General features: G+C 65.6%; 14 protein-coding genes. 5 read left to right on the forward strand and 9 right to left on the reverse strand.

The window, feature by feature from the left end:
- Nucleotides 1-4: 4 nt before the first annotated feature.
- The gene (locus JQ617_RS16880; protein WP_212027266.1) at nt 5-580 is read left to right on the forward strand and encodes a DUF924 family protein; all 576 of its coding nucleotides are present in this window, start codon (nt 5-7) and stop codon (nt 578-580) included.
- A gap of 108 nt (nt 581-688) precedes the next feature.
- A complete protein-coding gene (locus JQ617_RS16885) occupies nt 689-1,174 on the forward strand; it encodes a peroxiredoxin (protein WP_008543132.1) in 486 nt (161 codons plus the stop codon).
- 174 nt (nt 1,175-1,348) lie between these two features.
- Here the strand turns inward: JQ617_RS16885 and rnhA are convergent, their stop codons facing one another.
- Genes rnhA through ispH form a run of 3 tightly spaced genes read right to left on the reverse strand, consistent with a single transcriptional unit; the run spans nt 1,349 to nt 3,768 of the window.
- Nucleotides 1,349-1,813, reverse strand: coding sequence for a ribonuclease HI (gene rnhA, locus JQ617_RS16890; RefSeq protein ID WP_212027267.1), 465 nt, complete (start codon nt 1,811-1,813; stop codon nt 1,349-1,351).
- Nucleotides 1,810-2,793 (reverse strand): homoserine kinase, encoded by a 984-nt coding sequence (locus tag JQ617_RS16895; RefSeq protein WP_212027268.1) that lies wholly within the window; start codon nt 2,791-2,793, stop codon nt 1,810-1,812. Before JQ617_RS16895 ends, rnhA begins: the two co-directional genes overlap by 4 nt.
- Before the next feature lie 6 nt (nt 2,794-2,799).
- The gene (gene ispH / locus JQ617_RS16900) at nt 2,800-3,768 is read right to left on the reverse strand and encodes a 4-hydroxy-3-methylbut-2-enyl diphosphate reductase (RefSeq protein ID WP_212027269.1); all 969 of its coding nucleotides are present in this window, start codon (nt 3,766-3,768) and stop codon (nt 2,800-2,802) included.
- A 254-nt stretch (nt 3,769-4,022) separates the two neighbouring features.
- Between ispH and JQ617_RS16905 the strand changes: the two genes are divergently transcribed.
- Nucleotides 4,023-4,718, forward strand: coding sequence for a DUF1013 domain-containing protein (locus tag JQ617_RS16905; protein WP_212027270.1), 696 nt, complete (start codon nt 4,023-4,025; stop codon nt 4,716-4,718).
- A gap of 104 nt (nt 4,719-4,822) precedes the next feature.
- Here JQ617_RS16905 and JQ617_RS16910 read toward each other — a convergent pair whose 3' ends face one another.
- The 5 genes from JQ617_RS16910 to JQ617_RS16930 all read right to left on the reverse strand — a co-directional run bounded on the left by JQ617_RS16910 (nt 4,823) and on the right by JQ617_RS16930 (nt 10,793).
- Entirely contained in the window at nt 4,823-5,569 is a 747-nt protein-coding gene (locus JQ617_RS16910) for an OmpW/AlkL family protein (protein WP_212027271.1), read from the reverse strand.
- A 191-nt stretch (nt 5,570-5,760) separates the two neighbouring features.
- On the reverse strand, nt 5,761-6,030 hold the full coding sequence (locus JQ617_RS16915) for a hypothetical protein (protein WP_145666821.1): 270 nt from the start codon (nt 6,028-6,030) through the stop codon (nt 5,761-5,763).
- A 176-nt stretch (nt 6,031-6,206) separates the two neighbouring features.
- Entirely contained in the window at nt 6,207-8,117 is a 1,911-nt protein-coding gene (locus JQ617_RS16920) for a propionyl-CoA synthetase (protein ID WP_212027272.1), read from the reverse strand.
- Nucleotides 8,118-8,455: 338 nt separating this feature from the next.
- Nucleotides 8,456-9,841 (reverse strand): tetratricopeptide repeat protein, encoded by a 1,386-nt coding sequence (locus tag JQ617_RS16925; protein ID WP_212027273.1) that lies wholly within the window; start codon nt 9,839-9,841, stop codon nt 8,456-8,458.
- A 187-nt stretch (nt 9,842-10,028) separates the two neighbouring features.
- Nucleotides 10,029-10,793 carry a tetratricopeptide repeat protein gene (locus tag JQ617_RS16930; protein WP_212027274.1) on the reverse strand — a complete coding sequence of 255 codons (765 nt, stop codon included), beginning with the start codon at nt 10,791-10,793 and terminating at the stop codon, nt 10,029-10,031.
- 70 nt (nt 10,794-10,863) lie between these two features.
- Between JQ617_RS16930 and JQ617_RS16935 the strand changes: the two genes are divergently transcribed.
- The gene (locus JQ617_RS16935) at nt 10,864-12,441 is read left to right on the forward strand and encodes a cation:proton antiporter (RefSeq protein ID WP_212027275.1); all 1,578 of its coding nucleotides are present in this window, start codon (nt 10,864-10,866) and stop codon (nt 12,439-12,441) included.
- Between the two features lie 94 nt (nt 12,442-12,535).
- Nucleotides 12,536-13,306 (forward strand): hypothetical protein, encoded by a 771-nt coding sequence (locus JQ617_RS16940; RefSeq protein ID WP_212027276.1) that lies wholly within the window; start codon nt 12,536-12,538, stop codon nt 13,304-13,306.
- Nucleotides 13,307-13,379: 73 nt separating this feature from the next.
- Here the strand turns inward: JQ617_RS16940 and JQ617_RS16945 are convergent, their stop codons facing one another.
- Complete coding sequence (locus JQ617_RS16945; RefSeq protein ID WP_212027277.1) at nt 13,380-14,186, reverse strand: SDR family NAD(P)-dependent oxidoreductase; 807 nt, start codon at nt 14,184-14,186, stop codon at nt 13,380-13,382.
- Between the last annotated feature and the right edge of the window lie 21 nt (nt 14,187-14,207).

Raw genomic sequence — 14,207 nt, forward strand, 5'->3', positions numbered from 1 at the left:
AAGCATGACTGACGTTAACGACACCACGCCATCGGGCATTCTCGCTTTCTGGCGCGAGGCCGGCCGCGAGCGCTGGTACGAGCACAGCGACGCCTTCGACGCGGAGGTCCGGCGCCGCTTTCTTCCGCTGTGGCAGAAGGCGGCCACCGGCGAGCTGGCAGCCTGGGAGGCGAGCGACGACGGCGCGCTCGCGCTCGTCATCGTGCTCGACCAGTTTCCCCGCAACATGTTCCGCGACGATCCCCGGACGTTTTCCAGCGATGCGTTGGCACGCGAGGTCGCGCGCCGGGCCATCGATCGCGGCGCCGACCGCAGGGTCGACCCCGTGCTGCGCGAATTCCTCTATCTGCCCTTCATGCATTCCGAGCACCTGCCCGACCAGGAGCATTGCGTCGCGCTGTTTCAGAATGCCGAGAATGTCGCCAACGAGGCTGACAGTGCCGAGAACCTGAAATACGCCCGGGTGCACGCCGACATCATCCGCCGGTTCGGCCGCTTTCCCCACCGCAACCGCGTCCTCGGGCGTCCGACCACGGAGGAAGAGCAGGCCTTCCTCGACAATGGCGGCTTTTCCGGCTGATGACATCGCGGTGAAGGGCGGCCACCGCCGCCGCTTTCCCCGCCGGCAATATTGTGCAGGCCCGCGGCCCGGTCTAAAAAGCGGGACCGATTTTCAGGGAGACTGACGATGGCGATCCAGACTGGCGACAAGCTGCCCGAGGCGAAATTCCGCGTGATGACGGCGGAAGGCCCGCAGGTGAAGACCACCGACGATATCTTCAAGGGCAAGAAGGTGGCGCTGTTCGCCGTGCCCGGCGCCTACACCGGCACCTGCCACAAGATGCATCTGCCGAGCATCTTCCTCAACGCCTATGCCATGAAGGACAAGGGCGTCGACACCATCGCGATCGTCTCCGTCAACGACGCCTTCGTCATGAACGCCTGGAAGCGCGACACCGACCAGCGCGACGAGGCGATCTTCCTCGCCGACGGCAATGCCGAATTCGCCAAGGCGATCGGCATGGAGCTCGATGCCTCCGCCAACGGCCTCGGCATCCGCTCCAAGCGCTATTCGATGCTGGTCGAGGACGGCGTGGTGAAGAAGCTGAACCTCGAGGCGATGCCCGGCAAGGTCGAGGTCTCCGGCGGCGATACGCTGCTCGGGCAGCTCTGAGCTTTAGCCCCTCTCTATCCAAGGACGACGTCATGCCCGGGCTTGTCCCGCCTGCGCGGCCGAAGCCGCTTCGGCGAGGCGAAGGCCCGGGCATCCACGTTCTTGGCTCCGCGCGGCAAGGCATGGATGGCCGGGTCAAGCCCGGCATGACGAATGGAGAGAGCGAGCCCCTCGCTACTCGCTGATCCGCGCCTGCGTCCGCGCCTTCACGATCCCGTCCCGCGCCAATTGATCGGCGCGCTCGTTCTCGGGGTGGCCGGCGTGGCCCTTGACCCAGTGCCAGCGGACCTCGTGCGCCTTCAGCGCCGCATCCAGGCGCTGCCATAGCTCGACGTTCTTGACCGGCTTCTTGTCGGCGGTGCGCCAGCCGTTGCGTTTCCAGCCGTGGATCCAGCCGGTGATGCCCTGCCGCACATATTGGCTGTCGGTGTAGAGATCGACGGTGCACGGCTTCTTCAGCGCTTCGAGCGCGGAGATCGCCGCCATCAACTCCATCTGGTTGTTGGTGGTGTGACGCTCGCCGCCGTTCAGCTCTTTTTCCTTGTCGCCGAACTTCAGGATCGCGCCCCAGCCGCCGGGCCCCGGATTTCCCGAGCAGGCACCGTCGGTATAGATCGTGACATTGGGAAGCTCGCTCACGCGACCAGTCCTGACGGCATCAGCCCGTAATCGCGCACGCTCGTGACGCTCTGGTGGAAGCGCAGCTTGCGGACATATTCCAGCGGATCCTTCGGCTTGACCAGCGCGCCCGGCGGCACGTTGAGCCAGTCCACCAGCCGCGTCAGCAGGAAGCGGATCGCAGCGCCGCGCGCCAGCAGCGGCAGTGCGGCCTCTTCGGCTTCGCTCAGCTTGCGCACGCGGCCATAGGCGTTGAGGAAGGCACGCGCCTTGGTGACGTTGAAGGAGTGATCCGGCTCGAAGCACCAGGCGTTGAGGCAGATCGCGACGTCATAGGCCAGCATGTCGTTGCAGGCGAAGGTGAAGTCGATGATGCCCGAGAGCTTGTCGCCGAGGAAGAAGACGTTGTCGTTGAAGAGGTCGGCGTGGATCACGCCCTCCGGCAGATTATCCGGCCAGACGCCGCCCGAGAGATAGTCGAGCTCGGCGGCGAGGAATGCGCGCAAGCCCGGCTGCACCTCGTCGGCGCGGCTCGCGGCTGCATCGAACAGCGGCCGCCAGCCCGCAACCGAGAGCGCATTGGCGCGACGGACCGCAAAGTTCGCGCCGGCCAGATGCATCCTGGCCAGCCCTTCGCCGACACCCGCGCAATGCGTCGCGTTCGGCTTGCGCGGCCAGACGCCTTCGAGAAAGGTGATGATCGCAGCCGGACGGCCCGACAGCTCGCGCAGCGCCTCGCCGTCCTTCGCCCTCACGGGAAGCGGGCAACTGACGCCATGCTCGGCGAGATGCGTCATCAACGCGAGGAAGAACGGCAGGTCGTTCTTCGCCACGCGCTTTTCATAGAGCGTGAGGATGAACGAGCCTTTGGTCGTGTGCAGCAGGAAGTTGGAGTTCTCGACGCCCTCGGCGATGCCCTTGTAGGAGAGCAATTCGCCGAGATCGTATTGATTCAAAAAATCCGCAAGCTCGTCGGCGGCAACGTCGGTGTAGACCGCCATAAAAGCTTACTCGGCGGCAGCTTCGGGGCGCACCTGACGCGGCAGCGGGAAGAACTCGTTCTCTTCCGCGGCCGAGACCGTCTCCACATGCAGCGTGTAGCGCTCGGCGAAGGCGTCCATGATCTCCTCGACGATCACTTCCGGCGCGGAGGCGCCCGCGGTGATGCCGAGGCTCGCGATGTTGCCGAACTTGCTCCAGTCGATGTCGGTGGCGCGCTGCGCCAGCACCGCGATCCTGCAGCCCTCGCGCTCGGCGACCTCGCGCAGGCGCTGCGAGTTCGACGAGTTCGGCGCGCCGACCACGATGAGGGCGTCCACCACCGGCGCCACCTTCTTCACCGCGAGCTGGCGGTTGGTGGTGGCGTAGCAGATGTCTTCCTTGTGCGGCCCGTTGATGTTCGGGAAGCGCTCCTTGAGCAGCGCCACGATCTCAGCGGTGTCGTCGATCGACAGCGTGGTCTGGGTCACGAAGGCCAGGTTGTTCGGGTCCTTCGGATTGATGGTCTTGGCGTCCTCGGCGGTCTCGATCAGGGTCACGGCGCCGACCGGAAGCTGGCCGAGCGTGCCGACCACCTCGGGGTGATGGGAATGGCCGATCAGGAAGATCTCGCGGCCGCGCTTGAAGTGGATCGCGGCCTCGCGGTGCACCTTGGTCACCAGCGGGCAGGTCGCGTCCAGCGAGAACAGATTGCGGGACTGGGCGTCGGCCGGAACCGATTTCGGCACGCCATGGGCCGAGAACACCACCGGCGCGGTGGTGTTTTCCGGGATTTCCGCCAGCTCCTCGACGAAGATGGCACCCTTCTTTTTCAACCCGTCGACGACGTATTTGTTGTGCACAATCTCATGGCGAACATAGACGGGGGCGCCGTACTTATCGAGCGCCCGTTCCACGGTGTCGATCGCCCGGACCACCCCGGCACAGAAGCCGCGGGGAGAACAAAGCACGATCTTGAGGTCTGGTTTGGCTGACATTGAGCGATCTCGGGACCGAATCACCTCGCCAAATGGGCGGGAAAGCGGTCGGATGGATGAATAGGGCTTAGGTACGGGCTTACGGGACTAGAGAGGGAATTGGGCCCCCTTTCGGGCGCTGTCAAGGCACTATCTATAGCAGAACCATTGCGTGGCTACCCCCTCCGGGCTTATATAGCGCGAATTCCCTGTCATCGCTGATGACCACCGGTTTCGCCTCCAGAGGGGTGGGCGAAGCACAAAGGAGATTTGCCATGAGCAACGCACCTCTGATGCCCAAGGCGACCGCCGTCTGGCTGCTCGACAACACCGCGCTGACCTTCGACCAGGTCGCCGATTTCACCAAAATGCATCCCCTCGAGGTGCGCGCCATCGCCGACGGCGACGCCGCCCAGGGCATCAAGGGCATGGACCCCCTCTCCAACGGCCAGCTGACCCGCGAGGAGATCGAGAAGGGCGAGAAAAACCCGGATTACCGGCTCCGCCTGCAGGAGAGCAAGGTGGTGCTGCCGCCGCAGCCCAAGCGCAAGGGCCCGCGCTACACCCCGGTCTCGCGCCGCCACGAGCGCCCCAGCGCCATCCTCTGGCTGCTGCGCAGCCATCCCGAGCTCAAGGACGCCCAGATCATGCGTCTGGTCGGCACCACCAAGAGCACGATCGCCAGCGTGCGCGACCGCACCCACTGGAACACCTCCCAGCTGACCCCGATCGACCCGGTCACCCTGGGCCTCTGCTCGCAGATCGAGCTCGATTTCGAGGTGCAGCGCGCGGCCAAGGAAAAGCCGATCGACGCGGCCTATGGCGGCGCCACCCTGCTGCCGGCCTCCGAGACCACCCGCAAGGACGAGTACGAGCCCGCGGAGAAGTCCAGCGACGACCTCAACGTCGACGCCGTGTTCGCCAAGCTGAAGACGCTCGGCGGCAAGAAGCAGGAGGACGAGGAGGAGTAATCCACTCTCGTTCATTCGTCATCGAATGCAAACGCGGCGGGCAAAACCGGCCGCGTTTTTGTTTGTCAGAACTCGCCTCACCCTCGGTGTCGTCCCGGCGACGGCTAGAACTTGTACGTCACGCCAGCGCCGACCAGCCACGGATCGATGTGCGCGGTGCCGGTCACCGGCAGGCCGCTGACGGTCGCGCTGTAGTCCGGCCGCAGCCAGAGCTTCTTGACGTCGACGTTGAGACCCCAGTGCCGGTCGAGCATGTAGTCGAAGCCGAACTGCACCGCGCCGCCCCACGCGTTGCTGACGTGCAGGTTCGTGGTGGTGGCGACGATCGCGGGCGGACCGGCGATGGCGGCCGGCGAATTCGCAGCCGAATTGTTGAAGAACACGGTGTAGTTCACGCCTGCGCCGATATACGGCTTGAACGCGCCGAAATTGTCGAAGTGATATTGCAGCGTCAGCGTCGGCGGCAGCAGCGTGGTCTTGCCGATCGGCAGGCTCGCGAGCGAGCCGGTGCCGCTGATCGAGTGCCGGGTCACGCCGAGGATCAATTCCGCCGCGATGTTCTTCGTGAAGAAATAGCTGATGTCGAGCTCGGGCACGACCTGATCGCTGATCGAGAGGCCGGAGTTCGGCGACGACAGCGACGGCACGCCCGCGACATTGACGGTGGAGCCACCCGCATCCGGCAACACGCCGAGCACGCGCAGGCGCACCATCCAGGGATTGAACGCCTCCACTGGCGGCGGCGCCTTCTTGTAAACGGGCAAATCGGCAGCCTGCGCCGAGGCAAAGGTCCCCGCGAGCATCGCGCCGAGTGTCGCGAGCCGCGCCCAGTTTCTTATCGTTCCGTCCATTGCATTCCCCTTCAGCCATAGCCGCGCGTCGTTGCGCGACGTGAGCGTCAGAGCAGAAAGGCAATGGTGAAGGATTTGACGCCGATCAAATCAGGACAAACGCGAAACGATTTGGCCGTCGCGTTGCAGATGTGTCACGTGATGCGCGATTGCGGGCGGGACGGCGCGGCAGGATAATTCCGCGCCCGTGCTTACGGCCGATCAGGATGGTTCAGCATGTACTCGCCGAGATCGCGCTGGCGGCGGTCGGCGCGGGCGGTTGCGGCATTGCGCTGGACGTCGCGGTCCTTGCGGCATGCCACGTATTCCGGCGAGCCCTGCGCATAGCCGCGGCTTTGGCAGACCGCGTCGTCGTCGTCGCCGCCCACCGCCACCGGCGTCTGATAGCGCGCCGAGCAGGCGGAGAGAGCGATGGCGAGAGTGACGGCTGCGAGCAGGCGCGGCGCGATGGCGAGTGGCATCGAGGGTCCCTTGTTGTCCGCCCCTGTTTAGCGCGGAATGCGGAGATTGTAAGTCGGCAAGGCCGTCATTCCGGGGCGGTCCGCAGGACCGAACCCGGAATCTCGAGATTCTCAGGGGCGCAATTGCGCCCCATAGTTCGATGCTTCGCATCGCCCCGGAATGACAGGCCCAAACCTCACACCCGCCCCTTCAGCGCCTCGCCGATCTCGTCCAGCACCTTGGGATCCTCGATCGTCGCCGGCATGGTCCAGGCCTCACCGTCGGCGATCTTCTTGATGGTGCCGCGCAGGATCTTGCCCGAGCGCGTCTTGGGCAGGCGGCCGACGGTGATGGCGAGCTTGAAGGCGGCGACCGGGCCGAGCCGGTCGCGCACCAGCGCGACGATCTCCTTCTCGATCTCGGCAGGCGCGCGCTTCACGCCGGCCTTGAGCACCAGGAAGCCGCAGGGCACCTCGCCCTTGATCGCATCCTTGACGCCGAGCACGGCGCATTCGGCGACATCCGGATGTGAGGCCAGGATCTCCTCCATGCCGCCGGTGGAGAGGCGATGGCCTGCGACGTTGATGATGTCGTCGGTGCGGCCCATCACGAAGACATAGCCGTCCTCGTCCTTGTAACCGGCGTCCGAGGTTTTGTAATAGCCGGGGAATTCGCTGAGATACGCCTCCTTGAAGCGCGCGTCCTGATTCCACAGCGTCGGCAGGCATCCCGGCGGCATCGGCAGTTTTATCACTATCGAGCCCATGGTGTTCGCGGGCACCGGCTTTGCCGCCTCATCGACCACGTCGACCTGATAGCCCGGCATCGGCACCGTCGGCGAGCCGTGCTTCACCGGCAGCATGCCGAGGCCGACCGGATTGCCGGCGATGCACCAGCCGGTTTCGGTCTGCCACCAATGGTCGATGACCGGCACCTTCAGCTGCTGCTCCGCCCATTCGACCGTCGGCGGATCGGCGCGCTCGCCGGCGAGGAACAGCGTGCGGAATTTCGACAGATCGTATTGCCGGATGAATTTTCCTTCCGGATCCTCTTTCCGGATCGCGCGGAACGCGGTCGGCGCGGTGAAGAAGGCGACCGCCTTGTGCTCGCTGATGACGCGCCAGAACGCACCCGCATCGGGCGTGCCGACCGGCTTGCCCTCGTACATGATCGAGGTCGCGCCATGCAGCAGCGGGCCGTAGATGATGTAGCTGTGGCCAACCACCCAGCCGATGTCGGAGCCGCACCACCAGACCTCGCCCGGCTTGACGCCATAGAGATTGAACATCGACCATTTCACCGCGACCAGATGGCCGCCATTGTCGCGCACGACGCCCTTGGGGATGCCCGTCGTGCCCGAGGTGTAGAGGATGTAGAGGGGATCGGTGGCGGCGACGGGCACGCACGGCGCTTTCTTGCCGTCATTCATCGCCTTGCGGCGCAGGCTCGCCCAATCGTAGTCGCGGCCCGGCGTCAGGTCGCAGGTGAGCTGCGGACGCTGCAGCACGATGCAGGCCTTCGGCTTGCTGCCGGCCAGCCTGATGGCTTCGTCGAGCAGCGGCTTGTACTGCACGATGCGGCCGGGCTCGATGCCGCAGCTCGCCGAGAGAATGAGTTTCGGCTGCGCATCGTCGATGCGCGTGGCGAGCTCCTTTGCGGCAAAGCCGCCGAACACCACCGAATGCACCGCGCCGATCCGCGCGCAGGCGAGCATCGCGACCACCGCTTCCGGCACCATCGGCATATAGAGGATGACGCGGTCGCCCTTGCCGACGCCGAAATCCTGCATGATGGCGCCGAGCGCCTGCACCTCGCCCAGGAGCTCGGCATAGGTCAGCTTCGTGATCGAACCCGTGAGCGGCGAATCGTGGATCAGCGCGACCTGATCGGCGCGGCCGCGTTCGACGTGGCGGTCGAGCGCGTTGTAGCAGGTGTTGACGACGCCGCCGGTAAACCAGCGGCCGTAGACGCCCTGGGAGGCGTCGAAGATCGTCTTCGGCGTCTCGATCCAGTCGATTTCCGTGGCCGCCTCGGCCCAGAAACCCTGGGGATCGGCCAGCGAGCGCGCATGGACCTCGTGATAGAGACTCTTCCCCTGGACGTTCATTCCCGCGCTCCCGTTCCCTTTGTTGCCTGGCCCTGACCATGTGGCAGGACAACCGTCCCGCCATGACCCGGATCAAATGCCGGCCTTGTTTGAGAGCTATTTTCCCGGGAACGGGCCGCGGTTCAAGCCGAAAAGAACAGGAGATGTTCTCCCTCTTCCCGTTCTTGCGGGACTCGGAAGCTTCCACGGCGTCATGGCCGGGCTTGTCCCGGCCATCCACGTCTTGTTACGGGGCGCGAAGAACGTGGATGCCCGGGACAAGCCCGGGCATGACGATCTCGTGCCGATGAAAATTTGCGATTTCCCACGACAGGCGGCGAGAGGCGAAGAACCCCGCCTCAGCTCTCCATCGCGTTCAGCTTCTGCAACCGTTCCTGCATGATCTTCCGGAGATCGTAGCCCGGGCGGCCGAAGCTGGCATTGCGGGTGGAGAGGAAATCGCGCTGGGTCTTGCGCAGGTAGGTCGCCGAGCTCTTGCTCGCGGATTTCAGCACGCGCTCGTAAGTCTCGGCGATCTGGCGGTCGAGCACGCCGAGTTGCGGATCGGCGCAGATCACCTTCTCGACCTCGCGCCTGGCGGTCGCGCATTCGAACGACGGACCGTTGCCCGAATTCGCCGCGAGCGGCCGCTGCGGGGCGTCGCCGAATTTCGCGATCTCCGCGATCATGATGCGGCGGCCGTTGGCGGCGTTGTCGTTGCCGGGATCGAGCTTCAAAGCGGTCTCATAGTCGGCCAAAGCCTTCCTGCGCTCGCCCATCTTCTTGTAGAGCACGGCGCGGTTGTTATAGGTCTGCGCGAAATTCGGATCGACCTTCAGCGCGGATTCGTAGTCGCTCAACGCCGCTCCGAGCTCGCCCTTCATCTGGTAGGAATCGCCGCGATTGGTGAAGAAGTTCGGCTTGGGCGCCAGCCGCAGCGCCTGGTCGTAATCGGCGATCGCCTTGTCGTACTGGCCCATCGCGGCCAGCGTCAGGCCGCGATTGTCGTAATATTCGGGGATCTTCGGATCGAGCCTGATCGCCTCGCCGTCGTCCGCGACCGCCTTGTCGAGCTGGCCGAGCTTCTTGTAGGCCGCGCCGCGGTTGGTGTAGCTGCGCGGCCGGTTCGGATCGAGCCGCAGCGCCTCGCTGAGATCGCGGATCGCCTTGTCGTTGTCGCCGCCGAGATAATAGGTGACGCCGCGGTCGGACCAGGCCTGCGCATTGTCCGGCTTCAGCTTGATCGCCTGGTCGTAATCGGCGAGCGCGCGGTCGAGCCGGCGCTGAGTGGTGTAGACCACGCCACGCAATTCAAAGGCCTCCGCATCCTGCGGATCGAGCTCGATCGCCTTGCTGAGATCGGAAGCGGCGCGGTTGAGGTCTCCGCCGGCCTCGCGCAGGAGATCGCCGCGCAGGCGCCAGGCTTTTGCATTCTTGCCGTCGAGCGCGATGGCGCGGTCGATATCGCGCAGCGCCTGGGTCAGGCCGCCCGAGGTCCGCGCATTGGCGTCGGCCCGCACCAGCAGCGCGGCGGCGCGATCCGAGGCCGGATTTGCGGTCTGGTCGATGACGGCCGCGCAGGACGCGATGAGTTCGGCCGGAGGGGCCTTGCTGCCCGCGACGCAGTCGACGGCGGCCGAGGCCGGGCCTGCGAGAACGAGGCTCATGGCCGCGCTGAAGAGGAAGGTGCGCAGCGAGGATTTGGCAAACGGGAACGTTTGCGCGGAAGGATGCGTGCCGCACATCGGGAAGGCTCCGTGACAACAGGTTTCATCGTTGTCGCCGCGGGGAAGGCATGGGTTCAATTTCGGGGCGTGTCCACGCCGTCATGGCCGGGCTTGTCCCGGCCATCCACGCCTTGGCCGTAGCCCCGGAGCACGTGGATGCCCGGGACAAGCCCGGGCATGACGACCTCTTACGAGGCGGAGAAACTCAATACCCGTCCACGCCGTTGATCCGCTGCAGACGTTCCTGCATCGCCTTCTTCAGGTCGTACCCCGGCCGGCCATATCCCGCATTGCGGCGGGCGATGAACTCGTCCTGCTCGCGCTGCAGCGCCTTGGCCTCCGCGGGATTGCGCGCCTCCCGGACCGCGCGCGCGTTCGACCCGAAGATCTCGCGGTCGAGATCTGCGAGCTCGCGATCCCTGCAGATCGCCTTCTCCACCGCGCGGGATGCGCGGGCGCAATTGAAGCTGGGTTTGCCGGCGACCGCCATCTGCGCGCCGATGCGCTCCAGCTCGCGCGCCATCGCCTTGTGATTGGCCTTGGCCTTCTCGTGGTTGGGATCGATCTTGAGCGCGGCGCCGAAATCCTGCACGGCCTTCGGCTTGTCGCCCTTTTTCAACCAGAGCTCGCCGCGCGCGTTGAAGACGTCGGCGAGCGTGGGGTCGAGCTGGAGCGCGCGGCTGTCGTCGGCAATGGCACGATCGATCTGGTCGTGCCGCGCCAGCAGCGCGCCGCGCGCGACCAGCGCCCTGACCAGGTCCGCCTTCGCCGTCTTCTCGTTGTCGATCACGGCCGCGCAGGCGGCATTCGCCTTGTCCATGTCGTCGGCGGCGCTGGCCGCCAGGCAGGGCGCGATATCGACCTGCGCGACGGCCGCGGGCTCGCCGCCGGTCGCACCGAGGGCCGTGGCGGCCGAAAGGGCCGAAAACATCGCGGCTGCCGACCATTGGATGAGTTTTTGAAAACGCATGCTTGTTGCAGTGAGAATGTCTTGCTTTGAGGACGCACTATCCATCATACGGCCGGATTGGTGCTAGCTTGTGGCGCCAACCAAAGCGGTTTCGGGGACGATTGTGTCGACATTCGAATGGATCATCGCGCTGCTGCTCGGCGCCGTTGCATTATCGGCGCTGGCGCGGCGGATCAAGGTCCCCTACCCGACCTTTCTCGCCATCGGCGGCGCGCTGATCGCTTTCGTGCCGCACAGCCCGACCTGGACGCTGGAGCCTGATCTCGCCTTGGCGCTTTTTGTCGCACCGGTCCTGCTCGATGCCGCGTTCGACACCTCGCTGCGGGACCTCCGCAACAACTGGGTTCCGGTCTCGACCCTGGTGGTCGCCGCGGTCGGCCTGACCACGGCGGGCGTTGCCTACGTCGCGCACCGGCTGATGCCCGACATGCCCTGGGCTGCCGCCATTGCGCTGGGGGCCATCGTGGCGCCGCCGGATGCCGCGGCCGCTGTCGCGATCCTCAGCCAGGTCAAGCTGCCCCATCGCATGGTGAAGGTGCTGGAGGGCGAAAGCCTGCTCAACGACGCCAGCGCGCTGCTGATCTATCGCATCGCCGTCGGTGCGGTCGTCACCGAGCATCTGAGCTGGAGCCAGGTCGCGCCGACCATGGCGCTGGCACTGGTCGGCAGCGTCATCGCCGGCCTCGTCGCGGCGCGCATCATTCCACCCATCATGGAACGGGTGACGGAAGCGCCGAGCGCGATCATCGTCCAGTTCGCCACCACCTTCCTGATCTGGATCGCCGCCGAGCATCTCGGCCTCTCCGGCATCCTCACCATCGTCGTCTATGCCATCGCCCTGGCGCGCACCGCAGGCGAGCGCATGCCGGCGCGGCTGCGGGTGCCGTCCTACGCGGTGTGGGAGACGACGGTGTTCGTGCTCAACGTGCTCGCCTTCATGCTGATCGGCATGCAGATGCGGCCGATCTGGACGCGGCTGGATACCGACGTGCGCTGGGAATATTGCGTGGCGGCGGCCTGGATCCTGCTCACCGTGGTCCTGGTGCGCCTGTCCTGGGTGACGTTCTATCGCACGACGTTGCGCGTGCTGATCGCGCACAACCTCTATCATCCCAAGGACCCGAAGCAGGTCGCCTCGCCGAAAGGCGGTCTCATCATCTCCTGGTGCGGCATGCGCGGCCTCGTCACGCTGGCCACCGCCTTCGCGCTGCCGGAGAACTTCCCCTTTCGCGACTTCATCGTCTTCATCGCCTTTGCCGTGGTGCTGGGGTCGCTCATCATCCAGGGCCTGACGCTGCGGCCGCTGATCCTCGCCTTCAATTTGAAGGACGACGATCCCGTCGGCATCGAGGTCGCGCGCGGCCGCGCGGTGGCCTATCGCGCGGCGCTCGATGCGATCGAAAGCGATCCGTCGGAGGAGGCGGAGATCCTGCGGCTCGAATATCGCGCCCTCCTGATGCAGGCCGAGACCGATCCGAACGGCGGCATCGCCAGCGGCGAGCTGCCGGCCGATCCCCTGCGCCGCCGCGCCATCGTGGCCGCGCGCCAATCCCTGTTCGACCTCCGTGCCACCGAGGTGATCGGCGACGACGCATTCCATCGGCTCGAGGAGGAGCTGGATCGCGCGGAATTGAGCGCGGGGGGATAGTCTGGTCGTCCCGGTCTAGGCGCGCAACTGCGCGCGGGGGGCCGGGACGACAATGCGGCTTGAACCAAACGCCACTCCTCCAGACTCATCCTTGATGACAACCCTGATCGACGACCGTCGTGTACGCGCGCGTGATGCGTCGCCTGCACGATATTTTTATTTCCACATGGCCCTGGCCTGCGCGGCCACGGCTTTTCTGGGTTTCGCGCCGACCTATTGGGTGCCGCTCGCTCACCGGACGTTCTCTGCAAGCCCCGTGATTCATTTTCACGGCCTGTTGTTCTTCACATGGTCTCTCTATTTCGTGATCCAGACTTGGCTCGCGGCCTCGGGCCGCGTGGTCAATCACCGCTCTCTCGGCATTGCCGGCGTCTCGCTCGCGACCGCGATGACGATCTTCGGCTTCCTCGCCTCGGTGCACGTGATGCAGCACGCCGCTGCGCTCGGGCAGAAGGATGCCGGCATCGTCTTCTCGGTCGTGCCGATGACCGGCATCGCGTTCTTTGCCGTCGTCTTCGTGCTGGGAATCATCAACACGCGCAGGCCCGAAGTTCACAAGCGCCTGATGCTGCTCGCCGCGGTCTCGATCCTCGACGCCGCGATCGCGCGCTGGTTCCTGACCTTCCTCGCGCCATCAGGACCGCCCGGCCCGCCCCCGGTGCCCGTCACCATCGCGCCGGCCGTGGTCGCCTCGCTCCTGCTCGTCGTCGCCATGGTGCGCGACTGGCGCACTGAAGGCCGCGTGCATCCAGTCTACATTTACGGCACGCTCGCGATGCTGGCGGTGAAGTTCTTGAACTGGCCGATCAGCGAGACGGCCGCATGGCACTCGTTTGCCGGCGGGATTTTGGCCCTGGCGCAGTAGGTCGCTAAACACGTTCCACTGTCGTCCCGGACAAGCGAAGCGCAGATCCGGGACGACAACCGAGAAGCGGCGACTACGCCCCCGCCTTGCAGGTGATGCCGCCGTCCACCACCAGCTCGATGCCCGTCACATATTTCGACTCGTCCGATGCCAGGAACAGCGCGGCATTCGCGACGTCCCAGGCCTCGCCCATGTGGCCCATCGGCACCTGCGCATCGCGGGCGCGCCACATCGCCTCGACGTCGCCCTTGGCGTAGCTGTTGGCGAGGCCGGCTGAATGCTCCACCATCGGCGTCTTCATCAGGCCGGGCAGGATCGCGTTCACCCGCACATGGTTCTTCGCGAACTCGATCGCGGTGGAGCGCGTCAGCTGGTTCATCGCCGCCTTGCTGGCGTTGTAGCTGACGTAGGAAATCCCGACATGGCGGATCGAGGCGATCGAGGAGATGTTGATGATCGAGCCGCCGCCCTGCTTCACCATCACGGGGATGACGTGCTTCATGGCGAGATAGGAGCTCTTGAGGTTGACGGTGAAGACGCGGTCCCAGCTCTCCTCGGCAACATCGACGACGCTGCCCATCTCGGCGATGCCGACATTGTTGTCGAGCACGTCGATGCGGCCATAGGCCTTCAGGCACGCCGCCACCATCGCCTCGATCTCGCTCGCCCGGGAAACATCGGCGGTGAACGCCGTCGCCTTGCCGCCCTCGCCGGTGATGATCTTCGCGGTCTCCTCGGCGGCCGCGCCGTTGCGATCGACGCAAAACACCTGCGCGCCCTCGCGCGCGAAGGTCACCGCGGTCGCCTTGCCGTTGCCCCAGCCGGGTCCGATCGAGCCGGCCCCCACCACCATCGCAACCTTGCCCTTGAGCCGATCCATCGTGGTCTCCCTTTATTGTTC

The organism is Bradyrhizobium sp. KB893862 SZCCT0404, assembly GCF_018130885.1.
Taxonomy (GTDB): Bacteria; Pseudomonadota; Alphaproteobacteria; order Rhizobiales; family Xanthobacteraceae; genus Bradyrhizobium; species Bradyrhizobium stylosanthis.